Genomic DNA, 17,025 nt, shown 5'->3' with positions numbered 1-17,025 from the left:
GTCGCCGCGCGGTCGGATCAGCGGTCCCGGAGCCATTTTTCGACGTAGTCGATGGTGGAACCCGGATCGCTGATCCAGCCGTTGTGTCCGAGCGGGGCCGGATTGTGCCAGGTGGTGATGTCGGCTTCGGGCAGCTTGGCGAGCAATTGGCGGGCCGAGCCGCGCGGGGTCAGCTCATCGCCGGTCATGGTGATCGACAGCACCGGCAGTTTCAGCCGCCCGATGCGCTCCTCGTAGTCGATATCGGCTCCGGCGGGCTGGAATCGGCCGGTGCGGGCCAGGCGCGCCCAATCGGCGATGAGCGCCTTGGACTGCCGCCCGAAGCCGCCCGCGGTGATGGTGTCGCCCGGCCAGAACCCGGCCAGGTTGGCGGTCAGCGACAGCGCCGCGCTGCCGACCGCGGCCAGCCCCGAGTAGCCGCGGAAATGCGGTGTGCCGGACGCGATGAGGATGAGCCCGCCCAGCCGGCCCCGGATCCGGGAGGCGTACATGACGCCGAGCTGGCCACCCATGCTGTGGCCCAGCAGGTACGGGGTGCTGTCGGGGAAGCGCAGGCGCACGGCCTCGAACATGGCGGGGAAGTCCACCGCGACCAGTTCCTGATAGCCGTAGCCGGCCGGGCCGGGCGTCGGCTGACCGCCGTTGCCGCGGATCTCCAGCAGCGCCACGTCGAACCCGCGTTCCGCCAACGGCATTCCGAACAGCGAGTAGTACTCCCCCGGCACGCCCAGGCCGGGCGCGATCACCACCACCGGGCGCGGCGTGTCGGCGGTGATCGGATGCCGGTGCGCGCCCTTGGCGGGGATCAGCCGCACCGGCACTGTGGTCCCGTCGGGCAGCTGGATCGGCACCGTCTCCATGATCGGCACGCTACCCGCAAAGTTCGCGCCCGTCCGCGAGGCAGCGGACGGGCGCGAAAGGTCGTCGGAAGGTGGGTGTTCGGGTCAGGCGCTGACCGCGCCCATGATGATGCGGCGCAGCACCCGGATGACGTCGTCGAGCGGCTGCCGCGGCTCCGAACCGCTCCAGGCGTCGACCACGTAGTTCACCGCGCCGATGATGGCGAGCACGCGCATTTCGTAGTCCCCGGGCGGGATCTCACCGTGCAGGGCGGCGTCCTCGGCGGCGCTGGCCAGCAGCGCACCCCAGGCGCGGCGCAGTTCCAGGCGGAACTTCTCCACCTTGGGTCCCGCCCCGACGACTTCGACGAGCGCGACTCTGGCCTTGCGCGGGTCGCGTCCGATGGACTCGATGTAGGCGCGGACCGCCGCGTCGATGATCTCGATGGCGCTGGCGTCGGAGTGCTCGGCGATGGTGGCCGCCACGGCTTCCCGGGACTCGCGATCGATGTGCTCGTAGAGCTCGAGCAGCAGCGACTCACGACCCGTGAACTCCTCGTAGAACTGTCTGGAGGAGAGACCGGCGTCCTTACAGATGGCCCCGACGGAACTGTTGGCGTATCCGTCGCGCGCGAACACCGTGAGCCCGGACTCCAGAAAACGCGCACGACGCTGCCGCTGCCGGTCTTCTACGGGCTGCCCGGCGTACATTCTTCCCGCGTTCGTTTCCTGTGACATTGCGCCAGACAATACCGAAGGGCCCGATCCCCTCGTCATGGATCGGGCCCTTCGTTTGAACCTTCGACTTACCGCGCGTTAGCCGAAAGTTGGCTCAGTGACTTCGGGTCGTGCGACGCACCCGGGACGGTGGGTATAGGCAGGGGAACCGTCCCGAGTTCGGTACGCGGGTCCGGGGGGAGGAACTCGCGGGCCGATGTCGCATTGACCCGAAAGTCACTGATCGTTTGCCGTTCATCACGATACAGAGCGGGCGAACTGGACGGAATACTTTTGGAGGATCTTTTTAGTTTTTATTTGACCGACCCTCGCGACGCGCCGCCGGACCAGGGCGGGAGCCTACGCAGGGGCGGAGTACCCCGCGGCCCGCGGGCTAATCCGGACACGAAAAAAGGGCCCGAACCTCACATACGAGGCCGAGCCCTTCCGCATCGCTCCGACACCCGTTCAGTTGCCGAAAGATGGCGCTCGCGTGGCTACTTGGCAGAAAGGCTCGCCGAGCCGGTAGCCAGCAGCTTGAGGAGGGTCTGAGAAAGAACATCCGAAAGGAAGTTCGCCATGGTGGTGCTCCGATCCGAACGGTTGCCAGTGCCATCACTGACTGTTTGCCAACCGGACGATACCGAGCCGGTACCCACCGAGGGAAGTTTTCGGACGAACTTTCTAGAACCAGGTCGATAGAGCGCTAGATTACGCGGGAACCTCCGGCTCGCCGAGGGTGAGCATCAGGCGGTTGGCCCACGAGAACGACGCCGCCGACAACACCAGATCGTGCAGCTCATCGGCACCGAACCCCAACTGCCGCAAGCGGTTCAGCTGTTCATCGGTGGCGCGGGGCGGGTTCGCGGCGAGCGCGTCCACGAAATCGATGACAGCGTCCCACCTCTCGTCGATCCGCACCTCGTTGCCTTCGTCCAGCAACCGCTGCACATCGTTGGGCCGCTTGGACAACGCAGATGTGAAACGCGAATGAACGGAGGCGCAGTACTCGCACCCGTTGTGCCGGGAGGTAACGGTCGCCGCGAGTTCGCGCTCGGCGCGGGTCAATCCCCCTCGACCGTAGAAGATCTCTTTGTCGTTGGCGCTGCGATGCGCCAGCACCTCAGGGTTGCGAGCAAGTAGCCGAAAATAAGGCCCGATCCCCCGATCGCCCTCGAGCAGGGGTTTCTGCAACTCGTCGGCATCGTCCAATCGGATGGGTTCGACCCACGGCACCCAGTCCAGCTGCTCCTGCGTGAATCCCTTTGGGCGGCGCGCTGTTTCGACGCTGCGCACCTCGCTCACGACCTGTTCACCCATGCTCCGCTCCGATCAGTGTGAGACCGGCCAGCAGCCGGACCTGGTAGTGCACGAACCCGATGAGCTGGGCCACCGTCACGATGTCGCGCTCGGACAGCCCCACCGCAGACAGCGCATCGATATCCGCGCGGGTGATGGCCGCGGGCGCGCTGGTCACCCGGGCCGCGTGCCGCAGAATCGCGGCCAGCACCGGATCGCCCTCCGCCGGCACGGTTCCCAGCCCCGAATAATGCGCCGCGAGCTCCGGCGCGCCCGCCAGCTCCGCCACCGCGACCGCCGCCGCGATCAGCCGCTCCCGGCCGACGGCCGCAGCGCCCGGACCATTCAGCAGGGCCTCGTAGACACCCTGCGTGTGCTCCACGACCGCCGGGCGTGTCGCCCGCAGCGCCCGCACCGCGTCCGCCCGCGCGCCGAGCACGGCATCGATGACATCGGCGTGGCGACCGCCAGGTGGCGCATCCTCGAATGCGGGTGCTTCGGTCACGGGGTGGTCCTTTCGTCGGATCGCCAACCCAGTTGCGGCGCAACCTTGGTGGCGATGAGTTCGATCGAGCGCAGGGTGGCGGCGTGGCCCGGGTCGACCGGGTGCGCCTGCACGATGAAATCGGTGGCGTGCCGCAAGGCGGTGTCGGCGGACAACTGCTCCGCCACCTCGTCGGGAGTGCCGATATAGATGTCGCGCAGCACCTCGTCGATGGAGTTCGCCGCCTCGGGTCCGCCGAGGCCGCGGCCCAGCAGGTTCAGGAACCGCGACGCCCCGCGCTCGGCGAGAGCGCGTGCCTCGTCGCGGTCGTCGGCCACGAAAACGCCTCGGGACGCTCCGATTCGCGGCTTCGTCCCCGACGGCAGGGCATCGAGGTAGGCGTCGACCAGCGGCTGCTGGATCTCCCACAGCGTGGCGTCCGGCGCGGCCGGATCCCGCGGCTGCGCCTTCGACAGCAGCAGTCCGTCGCCGCTCCGGCCGGCCCGCTCCGCACCGCCCGAGGAGAAGGTGGCCTGCCACAGGCGATCCCGCAGCTCCGGCGCGGGCGGGTTCAGCGCGCGGTCCCCGATCAGCGGCGCACCGTCCAGTGCCGCGACCACTCTCGCCAGCTTGTCCGCGTACAGCCGCTGCCGGTCGGCATCCGCCGCCTCGAACAATTCGAAGGCGTGCCGGGACCCGCCCGCGCCGAAGCCGAGTTCGAGGCGGCCGTCCGAGAGCCGGTCGAGCACGGCCGCGTCCTCGGCGACCCGGATCGGATCCTCCAGCGCCAGGGTCACGATGGCCGTCCCGAAGCCGATCCGGGGGAAGCGGGCGGCCGCGTGCGCCAGGAACACGAACGGCGACGGCAGCCCGCCCTCGTCCGGATCCAGGTGATGCTGCGCCACCCAGGCGGTGTCGTAGCCGAGCCGTTCGGCCAGGTCGATCTGTTCCAGGGCCTGCCGGTACACCGTGGCCGCGTCCTCGGCCGGATCGGTGCGGACCAGCCGGGTGAAGAAGCCCAGGCGTCGCGCGGTCATGTCGTCACCTTTCCTAGGTAGGCATCGCGTACGGCCGGATCGCCGACCAGATCCGCCGCCGGACCGTGCAGCACGATCCGGCCGCTGCGCAGCACATTGGCGGTGTGCGCGATGCTCAGGGCCAGTTCCGCCTGCTGTTCCACGATCAGGATGGCCAGGCCCAGCTCCCGATTGAGCCGGGCGATCTCACCCAGCACCCGATCCACGAACAGCGGCGACAATCCCATGGTCGGCTCATCCATGCAGATGAGGCGAGGTTTGCTCATCAACGCGCGGGCGAAGGCCAGCATCTGCTGCTCACCACCGGACAGGGTGCCCGCCCGTTGCGCGCGCCGCTCGGCCAGCCGCGGGAAATGCTCGAACAGCTCGGCGGCGCGGGCGGCCAGCACGGCGCGCCGCTCCTTGCGGATGTAGCCGCCGACGAACAGGTTCTCCTCGACGGTCATGGCCGGGAACACCCGCCGCGCTTCCGGCACCGAAGCGAGCCCAGCCCGGATCCGCGCGGACGCCGGGGTGCCGCTCACGTCGGCGCCGTCGATGCGAACCGTGCCGGAGGTCGGCTTCAGCAGTCCGAGCGCGGTCTTCATGGTGGTCGACTTGCCGGACGCATTGCCGCCGAGCAGGGAAACGATCTCGCCGGGACGAACCGTCAGGGAGACCTCGTCGAGCGCCCGCGACGGGCCGTAATACACCACCACACGGTCGAATTCGAGGATCGGGGTGGCGTGTTCGTCGAACTCAGACATCAACGGCCACCTTTCCCCCGGCCCGGCTGCGGCCCAGATACGCCTCGATGACGCGGGGATCCTCGAGCACCTCGTCCGGGGTGCCCGCGGCGATGATCCGGCCCTCGTCCAGCACCAGCACCCGGTCGGACAGCTCGTGGACCAGGTCCATCTTGTGTTCGACCAGCAGCACCGTCTGCCCCTGCGCCTTCAATTCGGCCAGCTGCCGGCCGATTTCGGCGGTCTCGGTCTGGTTCATGCCCGCGGCCGGTTCGTCCAGCAACAGCAGATCCGGCGTGGAGGCGAGCGCCCGCGCGATCTCGGTGCGGCGGCGGTTGGCGTAGGACAGGGTGTAGGTCGGGTGGTCGGCGCGCGGGACCAGTCGCTCCTCGAAACGCGCCAGTTGAGCGTCGATGCGGGCCGCCGTCGCGCGTCGTTCGGCGCGCGCCGCCGGAGTCGGCACCAAGGCCACCCCCAGCTCGGCCAGCAGCGAAATCCACTTGAGCACCGGGATATCGGCCAGTGCACGCAGCGGCCGGGTGGCACGCAAAGTGGGCTGGAGACCGACATCGACGTTCTCGCGGACGGTCATATTGCCGAACACCCGGCCGTTCTGGAAGGTCCGCGCGATGCCCGCCGCCGCGGCGGCCTCCGGGCGACCCGGTCGAATCCGCTTGCCGCGCACCAGCACTTCCCCGGAATCCGGTGTCAGCACACCGGAGATCAGGTTGACCGTCGTCGACTTGCCGGACCCGTTCGGTCCGATGATCGAGACGAATTCGCCGGGCGCGATCGAGAATTCGACTCCATCGACGGCTCGCACGCCGCCGAAGGCCCGGCGCAGACCGGTCACGGTCAGCACCGCCTCGGCGGCATCAGACGCCGACCGGGCTGGACTCGTTCGCGGCGCTGTGGTCGCTTCCAGCGCCCTGTTCGTTTCGAGTGACACGATCCCTCCTCACCAGAATTCCCTGCGGCCGGAACCGCACCACCAGCAGCAACACCAAGCCGTACAACACGATTCGCCACGACGGTGCGAGCCGCAGCACCTCCGGCACCCCGATCAGCACCGCCGCGCCCAGCACCGCGCCGTACGGCGACGCCGTGCCGCCCAGCACCAGGATGGTCACCACCAGCAGTGACATCGGCAGGTTGAACACCGTCGGATCGATGTAGGAGTACTGGTGCGCCAGCAGCGCGCCGCCGATGCCGGAGAAGAACGCCGCCACCGCGAACGCCAGCGCCTTGTAGTCGCGCACCGGCACACCCGCCGAACGCGCCGCCACCTCGTCGGCCCCGATGGCCCGGATGGCCGTGCCGAGACGGGACCGCTGCACCCCGACGATGACCGCCAGCACGACGGCCAGCACCGCCAGCTCCAGACGGAAAACCTGGGTGTGCGTGGTGAATTCGTAGCCGAACACGCTGGGCGCGGGGATGCCGAAGATGCCGTAGCTGCCGCGGGTCACCGATTCCCAGTTGCGGATGATCGCCACCGTCACGATGCCGATGCCCAGCGTCGCGATGGCCACATAGTGGCCGCCCAGCCGCCACAGCGGCGCGGCCAGCACCGAGGACGCCACCGCCGCGACCACGCCCGCGGCCACGATGGCCGGCAGGAAGGCCCAGCCGTGCGACACGGTCAGCACCGCGGAGGTGTACGCGCCGATGGCGATCGGACCCGCCTGCCCGATGGCCAACTGTCCCGCCGACCCGGCCACCAGCGTCATGGAGACCGCGATGATGGCGTAGGCCAGGATCTGGGTGCCCACCGAAATGCCGTAGTCGTCCGCGACCAGCGGAATCGCCACGCCCGCAACGGCGAACGCGATCAGCGCGTGCCACCAGCGCACCCGCAGTTCCCGGCCGGAGCCCAGGAAGGTGCCGGTCATGGGCTCGGATTCGATGGCGGGCGGCCGGGCCAGCAGGCCGCCGGGCCGCAGCACCAGGAAGATCACCAGCAGGCCGAAGGTGATCAGATCCCGATAGCCGTCACCGAACCAGTAGATGCCGAACGCCTCCACCAGACCCAGCACGAATCCGCCGACCACCGCGCCCGGAATCGAGCCCAGCCCGCCGATGGTGGCGGCCACGAACCCCGTCATACCGACGATGCCGCCGCTGGTCGGTGAGATGTTCGAGTTGTAGAGGCCGACGAAGATACCTGCCAGGCCACCCAATCCGGAGGCGATGGCGAAGGCCAGCGACTGCACCCGGCCCACCCCGATACCCATCTGCGCGGCCGCGTCCGGATCCTGCGCGGTGGCGCGAATGGCCAGGCCGTGGCGGCTGTAGCGCAGGAACGCCCACAGTCCCGCCATCACCGTGAGGGTGATGGCGAACATGACCACGTCCGACGTGCCCAGGCGCACACCGCCGACTCGAATATTGTTGGTGGGCAGCACCTGTGGAAAAGGCCGGGTGTCCGGGCCGAACACCAGGGCGACCACGTTCTCGATGATCAGCCCCACCGCCACCGTCGCCAGCAGCGCGGCGATGGCCGGGGCGCGGCGCAGCGGCCGCACCGCCAGCACATCGATGGCCACGCCGACCAGTGCCGTCACCGCCACCACCACGGCCAGCGCCGCCCACCACGGCACCCCGTGCTGGGCGATCAGCCACCAGCCCAGTACCGAACCGAACGCGAAGATCGCGCCGTGCGCGAAGTTGATGACATTGCTGACCCCGAAGATCAGCGTGATGCCCACGGCGATGAGGGCGTACGCATTGCCGTGGACCAGACCCGCGATGAGCGTGTCGAACATCTACTTCTTACTTCCGACCGGCACGAATTTGCCGTTCTGCAGCACCAGTTCGATCGGCTTCACCCCGCTCGGGCGGCGGGTCTGCTGATCGAAGGCGAAGGTGCCCAGCCCGATGCCGTCGAAGTCCTTGACCTCGCGCAGGCCCTTCAGCACGCCCTCACGGGTCGCGCCGCCGGTCTTGGCGGCCTTCACCAGCACGTTGAGGGCGTCGTAGGCGTAGACATTGAAGTCGCCCGGGTCGGTGTTGAACTTGGCCTTGAACTTGGTGACGAAGCTCTGGATCTTCGGGCTCGGATCCGACGGGGTGAACACGCCGTTCACGATGTCGCCCTCGGCCGCGCTGCCCGCCAGATCGATGAACTGCGGGGTGTTCTGGCCGCCGAAGAACTGCCCGGCGAACCCGACGTCGCGCAGCTGCTTGACCACCAGCGCGCCGTCCGGCCCGTAACCCAGATGCACGAAGGCGTCCGGGTTCGCGTCGCGGCCCTTGATCAGTACCGGCCGGAAGTCCTGCGAGTCCGGAAGAATCGGCGAGGAGTAGGCGATCTCGATGCCCTTCTCCTTCGCGAACTGCTCGAAGAACTTGAAAGCCTGCTTACCCCAGTCGGTTTCGAGGTACACCACCGAAACCTTCTTGGCCTTGGACTTCACCCATTCGGCATTGCGTTCCTGGAACACGTCCAAGGTGATCGACGGGCTCCACGAATAGTCGCCGCCCTTGGTGAAATCCACCGAGGAGTTGGTGAATCCGTACTGCACCAGCTTGCCGCGGTTGTACACCGGCGACGCCGCGATCGAGGCGGGCGAGGAGAAGTCACCCAGCTCGGCGACGATCGACTGATCCCCCACGAACTTGGTGGCGATCGGCACCGTCTGCTTCGGATCCGACTGCGAATCCTCCCACTTCAGCGCGACCTTCTTGCCATCGATCCCGCCCGCCGCGTTGATCTCGTCCAGCGCCAGGTCGAACCCCTGCTGCCAGAGCCGGCCGTATTCCGCGGAGCCCCCCGTCTTCGGCCCGGACACCCCGAAATAGACCGTGTCCGAACCACTTCCGGACGATTCGCTACCGCAGGCCGCCGCCGATCCCGCGACCAGCGACACCGCTCCGATACCCACCGCGATCCGGAAGCCAAGCGACCGGGACACCTTCGTGCTCATGTGCAGAAAAGTAGCCAGGGCCACCGGAAACGGACAGCATTGCAATCACCCTGATGGCAACGACCAGCGTCGTCGCCGGGAATGGGTTGCGAGCCAGTCGCTTACGCGGCCAGGTGGGCGGCCAGCCAGACCGGGAACTCGGTCAGGTCGCGCAGCACCACGTCCGCGCCCGCCGCCGACAACTCCTCGGCCGAGTAGGGCCCGGTGGTCACCGCCACCGAGGTCGCGTCGGCCACCGCGGCCGCCCGCACGTCCCCGAGATGGTCCCCCACATAGATCGAGGCGCCGCGCGCACGCAGCACCTCGCCCTTCTCCTCCGCCCAAGCGCCGCCGACCAATTCGTCGACCGCCAGACCCAGATGGTCGAGATGCAGCTGCGCGTGCGGGCCGTTCTTGGCCGTGATCACCAGCACCCGGCCGCCCGCCCGGTGCACGGCGGCCAGCGCATCGACCACGCCGGGCAGATGGTCCGACGCGTGCACCGCCAGCTCCGGGTACATCTCCCGGTACATGGCCACGATCCCCGGCACCTCGTGCTCCGGGAACCACTGCGCTGCCTCGTGGGCCAGCGGCGGGCCCAGCCGTGACACCGCCAGCTCCGAATCGATCGGCACCCCGGTCTTCGCGGCGACCGCGTCCCACACCGCGGCGATTCCGGACCGCGAGTCGATCAGCGTCATATCCAGGTCGAACCCGACCACGAGACCACCGGTGGAACCGCACGCATCATCAACAGCCACGCCCCGACCCTACGGCCTGCCGTTTCAGGCTCCGCGCCCCGACCAACGCCCCTGTGACCCCCGCAACCGCACGCCGCCGCGCGAACCCGGCCGGGCGAAAATCGGGGGCGAAGCCGCTGATCCTCGTTTTAGGCTCGACCGCATGCCGAGTGATCAGGGAACGCTGTTCTGTGGAACCGAGCTGGCCGCGCGCATCGAGGGCGTCGAAACCGAGCTGATCGCCAAGGGCAGCGCGGCCGCCGCCGACCGACTCGGTCCGGACGCCGGCTTCGTGATCCCGATCGCGGGCGGGGTGGCGTCCTTCGCCGAGGACGGGTCGCCGCTGAACAAGGTGGCCGGGCTCGGCTTCGCGGGGATACCGGACGAGGCCGAGCTCGACGAGATCGAGCGACTGTTCGCGGCCCGCAAGACGCCGGTGCAGGCCGAGGTCTCCCAACTCGGCGACCCCGGCGTCGCGGAACTACTCACCGAACGCGGGTATCGGCTGGTGTCGTTCGAAAACGTGCTCGGCCTGGAGCTCGACGGCGAACGCGCCGCGCGGGTGGCCGACGGCGTCGACATCCGATCCAGCGGCGAGGACGAATTCGACGCCTGGCTCGACGTGGTCGCGACCGGCTTCGCGCATCCCGACACCCAGGGTGTCGCCGCCCACGAGGAATTCCCGGCCGACATCATCGCCCGCGCCATGCGCGACCTGACCGGCGCGGCGGGCGTCCAGCGGTATCTCGCCCGGAGCGCCGGCGACGTGGCGGGCGGCGCGAGCCTGCGCCTGTCCGGCGGTATCGCCCAACTCACCGGCGCGGCAACCCATCCCGCGCAGCGGCGGCACGGCGTGCAATCGTCACTGCTGTCGGTCCGCCTGGCCGAGGCGGCCGCGGCGGGCTGCGACATCGCGGTGGTCACCACCCAGCCCGGCTCGAAATCCCAGCAGAACGTCCAGCGTCAAGGCTTCGCGCTGCTCTACACCCGGGCCATCCTGGTCAAGGGCTGACCACCCGTGCGCGCCGGCCGAGGGCCGCGACGTCAGTTCGGCAGCCGGTGCGCGGCAATCGGTTTCAGGTGCTCGCGCAGCAGGTCCGCGTCCGCGCCGAAGAGCTGCTCGTCGGTGTCGACGGCGATCCGCACGCCCCGGCTCGCCAATTCCCGGCCCTCGGCGGTGAGTTCGATGCGCAGCACGCGAGCGTCGGCCGGGTCGGCGCGCCGTGCCAGCAGGCCGCGCTCCTCCAGGCCGCGAATCACCTTGGACGCCATCATCCGATCCGCGCCCGACATGTCGGCCACCTGCTGCTGGGTCGGCAGCTCCCCCGCCCGGCTCAACCACCCGGCCGAGGCCAGCAGGTTGAACTGGGTGGGGGTGAGCCCGAGCGCGCGCAGATTGCGTTCCAGCGTCGCCCGCCACTCCAGGGCGGCGTGGTGCAGCCAGAAGCCCGGACTCATCAACGGTCCCCGTGGTTCAGCCACGCCGTAGTGCCTCCTGTTCCAATGCGGCGAAGGTCAGCGGCATATCTGCGCGCATGCCCTTCTCCCAGATCAGCTTGAACAGCGGGCCCATCGGCCCGTGCACCTCGACGTGCTCGGCCACCCGGACCGTGCCGTCGCCGAGCGGCTCGTAGGTGCGGTGCCCGCGCAGCTTCCCGAAGGGGATGCCCGCCTCGCTGGTCCACGACTGTCCCGGCTCCACGGCCACGATAGTGAACGGCCCGGCCGGGGCCCCCTTCGGCTTCACCCAGCCCTTGGTTCCGGCGGCGAACTCGCCGTCGATGCGGGACTTCTCCTCGTGCGGGTCCCATTCCGACCAGCGGTCGACGTCGGTGGCGACGGCCCAGATGCGGGCGACATCGCCGGTGATCACGGCCTCTTCGGTGAACGAGTACATCATCGTCGTCTCCTATCGGGGAAATCTGTTGTTGCGACAACAGTAACTGTAGTCGCGACAACAATCAACCCCTCGGGTGTTGACGACTGCCGCCCATGACACGGGGCCCGGTGACGAACGGCATCGAAATGCCGCCGTCACCGGGCCCCGGTCACCCGCCGCTACGGAGCGAGGGCGTAGCCCAGCGGGCGCGTCGTGAACGTGCCCCGGCCCTGCGTGCGACTACGCAAACGCGTTGCGTAGCCGAACAACTCGGCCAGCGGGACCGTGGCCGTCACGACCACCGTGCCGGTCCGCGAGACCGATCCCGTGACCCGGCCACGCCGGGCCGCGAGGTCACCGAGCACCGCGCCGACACCATCCTCCGGCACGGTGACGGTGAGCTCCGCCAGCGGCTCCAGCACGGCCATCGCACTGGCGCGCAAGGCTTCTCGCAGCCCCAGCCGGCCCGCGGTCCGGAACGCCAGCTCCGACGAATCCTTGGAGTGCGTCGCGCCGTCGGTCAGCGTGACCCGGACACCGGTGACCGGATGACCCGCGAGCGGGCCCTCGGCCAGCGCGTCCCGGCACCCGGCCTCGACCGCGCGCACGAACTCCGCCGGCACCCGGCCGCCCACCACCGTGGACTCGAACTCGAAACCCGTGGCCCCGGGCTCGGATTCGCTGAGCGGCCGCACGTCGAACACGATGTGCGCCCACTGTCCCGATCCGCCGTCCTGCTTGGCGTGCCGGTAGGTGAAGCCCCGCACGCCGCGCACCACGGTCTCCCGGTACGCCACCTGCGGCCGCCCGACCGTCACCGCCAGCCCGCGGTCCTGGCGCAGCTTCTCCACCACGACCTCCAGATGCAGCTCACCCAGTCCGGCCAGCAGCGTCTGCCCGGTCTCCGGATCGGTCCGCACCGTGAGCGACGGATCCTCCTCGGCGAGCCGGGCCAGCGCCACCGCCAGCTTCTCGAGATCCGCACCGGACTTCACCTCCACCGCCACCGAGACCACCGGCTCGGTCGGAGCCGGGGGTTCCAGCAGCACCGGGGCGTCCGGCGCGCACAGAGTCGCACCGACCCGCACGGACTTCGGGCCGACCAGCGCGACGATGTCGCCCGCCTGTGCGAACTCCACCTCCGCATGCCTGTCCGCCTGCACCCGCAGAATGCGCGCGACCCGCTCGCGACGGCCGACGCCCGCATCCAGCACCGTGTCCCCCTTGCGGAGCACACCCGAGTACACGCGGACGAACGTCAGCCGACCCGTCGACGTGGCATGCACCTTGAACGCCAGCGCCGCCAGCGGTTCCGCCGGATCCGCCGCGCGGGCGCCGTCACCACTCCCGACCGCGGGCCGGTCCAGCGGCGACGGCAGGTACGCGGCCACGGCGTCGAGCAGGGGCTCGATACCGATATCGCGGTAGGCCGCGCCGCACAGCACCGGCACCACCTCACCGGAGAGCGTGAGCTCCCGCAGCGCGACGGTCAGGGTGTCGCCGGACAGCGCGGAGTGTTCGACGAACTCCTCGAGCGCCGCCGAACTCCGCTCCGCCACCGCCTCTTCCAGCTCCCGGCGGGCCCGGGCCACCGAGTCCGCCAGATGAGCCGGGATCGGCCCCTCCGCGAACCCGTTCTCCCACCTGAGTTCCCGCAGGCGAACGAGGTCCACCACACCGGCGAAATCCTCACCGGCGAACACCGGCAGCTGAACGAGCAGCGGAACCGGGTGCAGCCGTGCGCGAATCGAGGCCACCGCGGCCGTCAGGTCCGCCCCGGCGCGATCCATCTTGTTGACGAACGCGATCCGCGGCACCCCGTAGCGATCCGCCCGCCGCCACACCGACTCGCTCTGCGGCTCCACCCCCGCGACGGCGTCGAAAACCGCTACGGCGCCGTCCAATACCCGCAACGAGCGCTCGACCTCATCGGAGAAGTCGACGTGCCCAGGGGTATCGATGACGGTGAACCGGTACCCGGCCCACTCACAGCTGACTGCCGCCGCGAAGATCGTGATGCCCCGATCCCGTTCCTGCGGATCGAAATCGGTCACGGTGGTGCCGTCGTGCACCTCGCCGCGCTTGTGGGTGATACCGGTGAGGAAGAGCATCCGCTCGGTCACCGTGGTCTTCCCCGCATCCACATGCGCGAGAATCCCCAGATTGCGAACGACAGCCAGGTCTTGCCGAGAAACATTGGTACGCACGGTCATCCGTCCTTCGTGCTGATCCGGAAGAGAACAGCGCGATTCCCCCTGACGGAGAAGACACTCCCAGGGCTACTCGGTACGGCCGCGCAGCCGGCACCGAGCCGGCAAAGAAATCATGGTCTGACCGTATCGGGGCGATACCCGCGGTGTCGCGTGAATTTTCACAGCGACAGATGCCCGAAGTGGATCGCCGCCAAGTTCGCGACCACCAACAGCGGGAAGGCGACCGCGAGCCTCCGATGCCCCAGCTGCCAGAGCGCGGCAGCCGCACCACCGAAGACCAGAACCTTGGTGGCGACGGCGGCCACCGGAACCGAGAAACTCGCCTCCGGAGCCGCGAACAGCCCCCACAGCACCATGGCCGCGACAGCCATGCCGGCGCCCCGGAGGATCTTCGCGACACGGCTGCGGCCGGTACGCACACCCCAATAGGCCAGTGCGCCAACGGCAACCAGCTCGAAGACGAAGGCGAGAGTGAAGTTGAGGGTGGACCAGACAGTGGCGATCATGGCGACTCCGAGATCAGTGCTCTTTGTTTTGAACAATGATCATCTAACCAGCGATCCAAGTCAAGAGCACTGCTCTCATTTGTGTCCAGGGGGGCGAATGCCGAGGCCCCCGGCGGTAAGCCGGGGGCCTCGGGCGGCAAGGAAAGCAGAGGAGCTGAATTTTAATTAGAAGGAAGCTCCCCCATGGCCTCGCCGGACATCACGGTAGCAGTCAAGCCGGGATCAGGTCACTCAGATTCTCCGGCGTGAACACCTGCGACCCCTCCGGCAAGCCCTCCGGGCGCGTCAGGCCGATGAACATGACCGGCTCGTCGAAAGACCGCCCGTCCCACAGGGTTACCTCCCCGGCCATGAGGCGTGCGAGGTAGGCGAGGGTCAGGTATCGGCGATCGATCACAGCGCGCGCGAGCGCCGACGCCGAAACCTCGTTGTTCTCCACGGCATTGAACACCGGCTTACCTCGTAGATTCAGGTGCAGCCACTTCACCCGCCACTCTCCGGACGGGGCACGGAAGAAGACCAGCGGCAACGCGACGCGCCCCGCACCGCGCAGGTCCGACTTCATGCGCACGGTGCGCGGCTCGTAGGGCAGGCCCCGCTGGTCACCATCCCGGAGCATGAAGCCGAAGAAGGACTCGGCCACCTCGTCGAAGCCCTCGCCGGAATAGACATTCACCTGCGGCACGATCGCGTGCGCGACCACCTTGTCCAGATCCAGCTCGATGAACTCCGACGCGCCGTCGGGGGCCGCGGTGATATCGCCGGAGTGCACGCCACCCACGTCGGTCAGGTTGGTGTAGGACAGCCAGCCATCCAGCTCGTAATCCTGATCGAGCAGTAGCGCGGAAAGGTCGAAGTCCGTGGACGCGGACTGTTCTCGCCAGTAGACGAAGAACCGGAGTCGCTCGCCGTACACCGGCGACACCGAACCGCGCGGCAGCACACCCAGGCCACCGCTGATCGCCTTGCCGCCCAGGGGGAGAGCGATATCGACGGCGTCCGGATCGATCACCAGCCGGGCCGGGGCGGGCAGGCGGCGCTTCAGTTCTGCGTCCAGTAGTACGCGCAAGCGGTCGAGGACATTCGCGTCGATCGGTTCCCGGCCATCCGGCTGTACCCGGCCGCGGCCCAGACGGTTCGCGAACACCCGCTGCGCGACACCGTCGCGGTTGTCCACATGCTCACGGACGGACAGGATCACGCGAGCCGACACCTCGCCGATCGTCGATTCGACCGCAGCCAGCACCGCCTCCTGCTCGGCATCCGTTGTGGCCGTGCGCAACAGGCGATCGAGAGAGCGGAACAACAACCCGGGCGCGGCCCGCAACAGCTGTGCGGCGCCCACAACATCATCGACCGCCAACAACGCCTCGAACCGCGACATGAACGACCGGGCGCGCCGCTCACCCCGCGCGACCTCGAAAACCGTTGCGGCATGCTCCCACTGCGGGAACTCGTGCGGATGCAGGCGCTCACCCAGTCGCTTCCACGCCTCCCGGTGCGCGGCCACATCGCCCAGTTTGGCCGGCTGATCCGCGATCACCGCATCCAATGCCGCCAGTAGACCACGGCGCGAACGCCGCGACAGCGAACGGAACCGCGTGGGAGTCGACAGCGACACGTCGCCGTCCGAAAGCAGGCATGCCAGGCGCAGCACATCGGTGACGGTGTCGGCCAACAGCTTCTCACCCGCCGCGAGCCGGACCTCGTCGATGATCGCCCGGTGCTCACGCACCGGAATCGAATCCGGTTGCGGGCCGGACGCACAGCGGAGCGCCAACTCCCGAAGAATCAGCAGATCTTCCGCACCGAGCGGCGTGGCCCGTCCGGCCAGGGACAGGTAGAGAGCGGATACCTCGTCCTCGAGCGACCGCCCGAGGTGCAGCACGGTCACCCGATCCCGCACGGACTCGATCAGCTCATCATGAGCCGCAACCATTTCGGCATAGCCGTGCTGATACCTCCCGTATTCGGGAAGAGCGAGCAGGTTCAACACCCCCTGCGCCGAACCCTCGGACACCGCCGCGGCCGCCGACTCATCGCCGAGCGCGTCCAGCAGACGGGCGGTCCAGAACTCCACGGTGTCAGGCACATTCGCCGGAAAGTCCTGGAAATACACATTGTGCTCGACATGCGCGCCGGCCATCCGGCGCACGATCGGCAACACCCGCACCGCCATATCGATCACCGCCTCCGCGGCCGATCCCGACAGTCTCGCGACGAGTTCCCCGGAAAGCTTGAACCCCACGGACATCAATATCGCATCGAACTGCCTCGTGGCGACCACGCCGTCCCCGCCAGGCCCCCCGATATCGGGCAGTCGCAACGTACGGCTGACTACGAGCTCTTCAAGATCCCAACTCACCCAAGGATCTTCCCAAAAAACGCCAAAGGCCCCCAGCTAATAAGCTGGGGGCCTTCGCGAATGATGTTCCGGCGGTGTCCTACTCTCCCACACCCTGTCGAGTGCAGTACCATCGGCGCAGGTGGCCTTAGCTTCCGGGTTCGGAATGGGACCGGGCGTTTCCCCACCGCTATAGCCGCCGTAACTCTATGAAACTGTCACACAGAGAGCCAGGTCACGAATCCCCTTGCGAGGGTTCGGTTCCTGTCTGCCTGTATCTGTGTGTTGTTTCAGATACTGCACAGTGGACGCGTAGCTTCTTTGTTGGTAAGTCCTC

At 68.5% G+C, this 17,025-nt stretch carries 16 protein-coding genes and 1 rRNA gene; 1 reads left to right on the top strand and 16 read right to left on the bottom strand.

The features are described 5' to 3' along the window. Nucleotides 1–17: 17 nt before the first annotated feature. The 10 genes from ACYVKL_RS23050 to ACYVKL_RS23005 form a co-directional block, all read right to left on the bottom strand. Nucleotides 18–860: an alpha/beta fold hydrolase gene (locus ACYVKL_RS23050; RefSeq protein ID WP_379174295.1), complete on the bottom strand. Its 843-nt coding sequence runs from the start codon at nt 858–860 to the stop codon at nt 18–20. 84 nt (nt 861–944) lie between these two features. After that, the gene (locus tag ACYVKL_RS23045) at nt 945–1,577 is read right to left on the bottom strand and encodes a TetR/AcrR family transcriptional regulator (RefSeq protein ID WP_246598191.1); all 633 of its coding nucleotides are present in this window, start codon (nt 1,575–1,577) and stop codon (nt 945–947) included. A 690-nt stretch (nt 1,578–2,267) separates the two neighbouring features. Next, complete coding sequence (locus ACYVKL_RS23040; RefSeq protein WP_357198717.1) at nt 2,268–2,861, bottom strand: peroxidase-related enzyme; 594 nt, start codon at nt 2,859–2,861, stop codon at nt 2,268–2,270. A 7-nt stretch (nt 2,862–2,868) separates the two neighbouring features. Continuing rightward, nucleotides 2,869–3,360 carry a hypothetical protein gene (locus ACYVKL_RS23035; protein WP_379174294.1) on the bottom strand — a complete coding sequence of 164 codons (492 nt, stop codon included), beginning with the start codon at nt 3,358–3,360 and terminating at the stop codon, nt 2,869–2,871. Further along, nucleotides 3,357–4,376 carry a putative FMN-dependent luciferase-like monooxygenase gene (locus ACYVKL_RS23030; protein ID WP_379174293.1) on the bottom strand — a complete coding sequence of 340 codons (1,020 nt, stop codon included), beginning with the start codon at nt 4,374–4,376 and terminating at the stop codon, nt 3,357–3,359. The genes ACYVKL_RS23035 and ACYVKL_RS23030 overlap by 4 nt, the downstream gene beginning before the upstream one ends. After that, nucleotides 4,373–5,122 (bottom strand): ABC transporter ATP-binding protein, encoded by a 750-nt coding sequence (locus ACYVKL_RS23025; RefSeq protein WP_379174292.1) that lies wholly within the window; start codon nt 5,120–5,122, stop codon nt 4,373–4,375. Before ACYVKL_RS23025 ends, ACYVKL_RS23030 begins: the two co-directional genes overlap by 4 nt. Continuing rightward, complete coding sequence (locus ACYVKL_RS23020; protein WP_379174291.1) at nt 5,115–5,954, bottom strand: ABC transporter ATP-binding protein; 840 nt, start codon at nt 5,952–5,954, stop codon at nt 5,115–5,117. Before ACYVKL_RS23020 ends, ACYVKL_RS23025 begins: the two co-directional genes overlap by 8 nt. Before the next feature lie 22 nt (nt 5,955–5,976). Next, nucleotides 5,977–7,866 (bottom strand): ABC transporter permease, encoded by a 1,890-nt coding sequence (locus ACYVKL_RS23015; protein WP_379174290.1) that lies wholly within the window; start codon nt 7,864–7,866, stop codon nt 5,977–5,979. After that, nucleotides 7,867–9,027 carry an ABC transporter substrate-binding protein gene (locus ACYVKL_RS23010; protein ID WP_379174289.1) on the bottom strand — a complete coding sequence of 387 codons (1,161 nt, stop codon included), beginning with the start codon at nt 9,025–9,027 and terminating at the stop codon, nt 7,867–7,869. Nucleotides 9,028–9,128: 101 nt separating this feature from the next. Beyond that, a complete protein-coding gene (locus ACYVKL_RS23005; RefSeq protein WP_379174288.1) occupies nt 9,129–9,767 on the bottom strand; it encodes an HAD family hydrolase in 639 nt (212 codons plus the stop codon). A gap of 163 nt (nt 9,768–9,930) precedes the next feature. Between ACYVKL_RS23005 and ACYVKL_RS23000 the strand changes: the two genes are divergently transcribed. Beyond that, a complete protein-coding gene (locus tag ACYVKL_RS23000) occupies nt 9,931–10,758 on the top strand; it encodes a GNAT family N-acetyltransferase (RefSeq protein WP_379174309.1) in 828 nt (275 codons plus the stop codon). Nucleotides 10,759–10,790: 32 nt separating this feature from the next. Here ACYVKL_RS23000 and ACYVKL_RS22995 read toward each other — a convergent pair whose 3' ends face one another. The 6 genes from ACYVKL_RS22995 to rrf all read right to left on the bottom strand — a co-directional run bounded on the left by ACYVKL_RS22995 (nt 10,791) and on the right by rrf (nt 16,892). Beyond that, the gene (locus tag ACYVKL_RS22995; protein WP_379174287.1) at nt 10,791–11,228 is read right to left on the bottom strand and encodes a MarR family winged helix-turn-helix transcriptional regulator; all 438 of its coding nucleotides are present in this window, start codon (nt 11,226–11,228) and stop codon (nt 10,791–10,793) included. Beyond that, on the bottom strand, nt 11,221–11,646 hold the full coding sequence (locus ACYVKL_RS22990; protein WP_213558335.1) for an SRPBCC family protein: 426 nt from the start codon (nt 11,644–11,646) through the stop codon (nt 11,221–11,223). Before ACYVKL_RS22990 ends, ACYVKL_RS22995 begins: the two co-directional genes overlap by 8 nt. 158 nt (nt 11,647–11,804) lie before the next feature. Next, nucleotides 11,805–13,832 (bottom strand): elongation factor G, encoded by a 2,028-nt coding sequence (gene fusA, locus ACYVKL_RS22985; protein ID WP_379174286.1) that lies wholly within the window; start codon nt 13,830–13,832, stop codon nt 11,805–11,807. Nucleotides 13,833–13,996: 164 nt separating this feature from the next. Beyond that, nucleotides 13,997–14,344 carry a YrdB family protein gene (locus tag ACYVKL_RS22980; protein WP_379174285.1) on the bottom strand — a complete coding sequence of 116 codons (348 nt, stop codon included), beginning with the start codon at nt 14,342–14,344 and terminating at the stop codon, nt 13,997–13,999. A 211-nt stretch (nt 14,345–14,555) separates the two neighbouring features. After that, entirely contained in the window at nt 14,556–16,592 is a 2,037-nt protein-coding gene (locus ACYVKL_RS22975) for a TerD family protein (protein ID WP_379174284.1), read from the bottom strand. Between the two features lie 183 nt (nt 16,593–16,775). After that, a 5S ribosomal RNA gene (gene rrf / locus ACYVKL_RS22970) occupies nt 16,776–16,892 on the bottom strand. Nucleotides 16,893–17,025: the final 133 nt, after the last annotated feature.

It is taken from the genome of Nocardia tengchongensis, from assembly GCF_054781395.1.
This window is presented reverse-complemented; position numbering and strand designations above follow the sequence as displayed.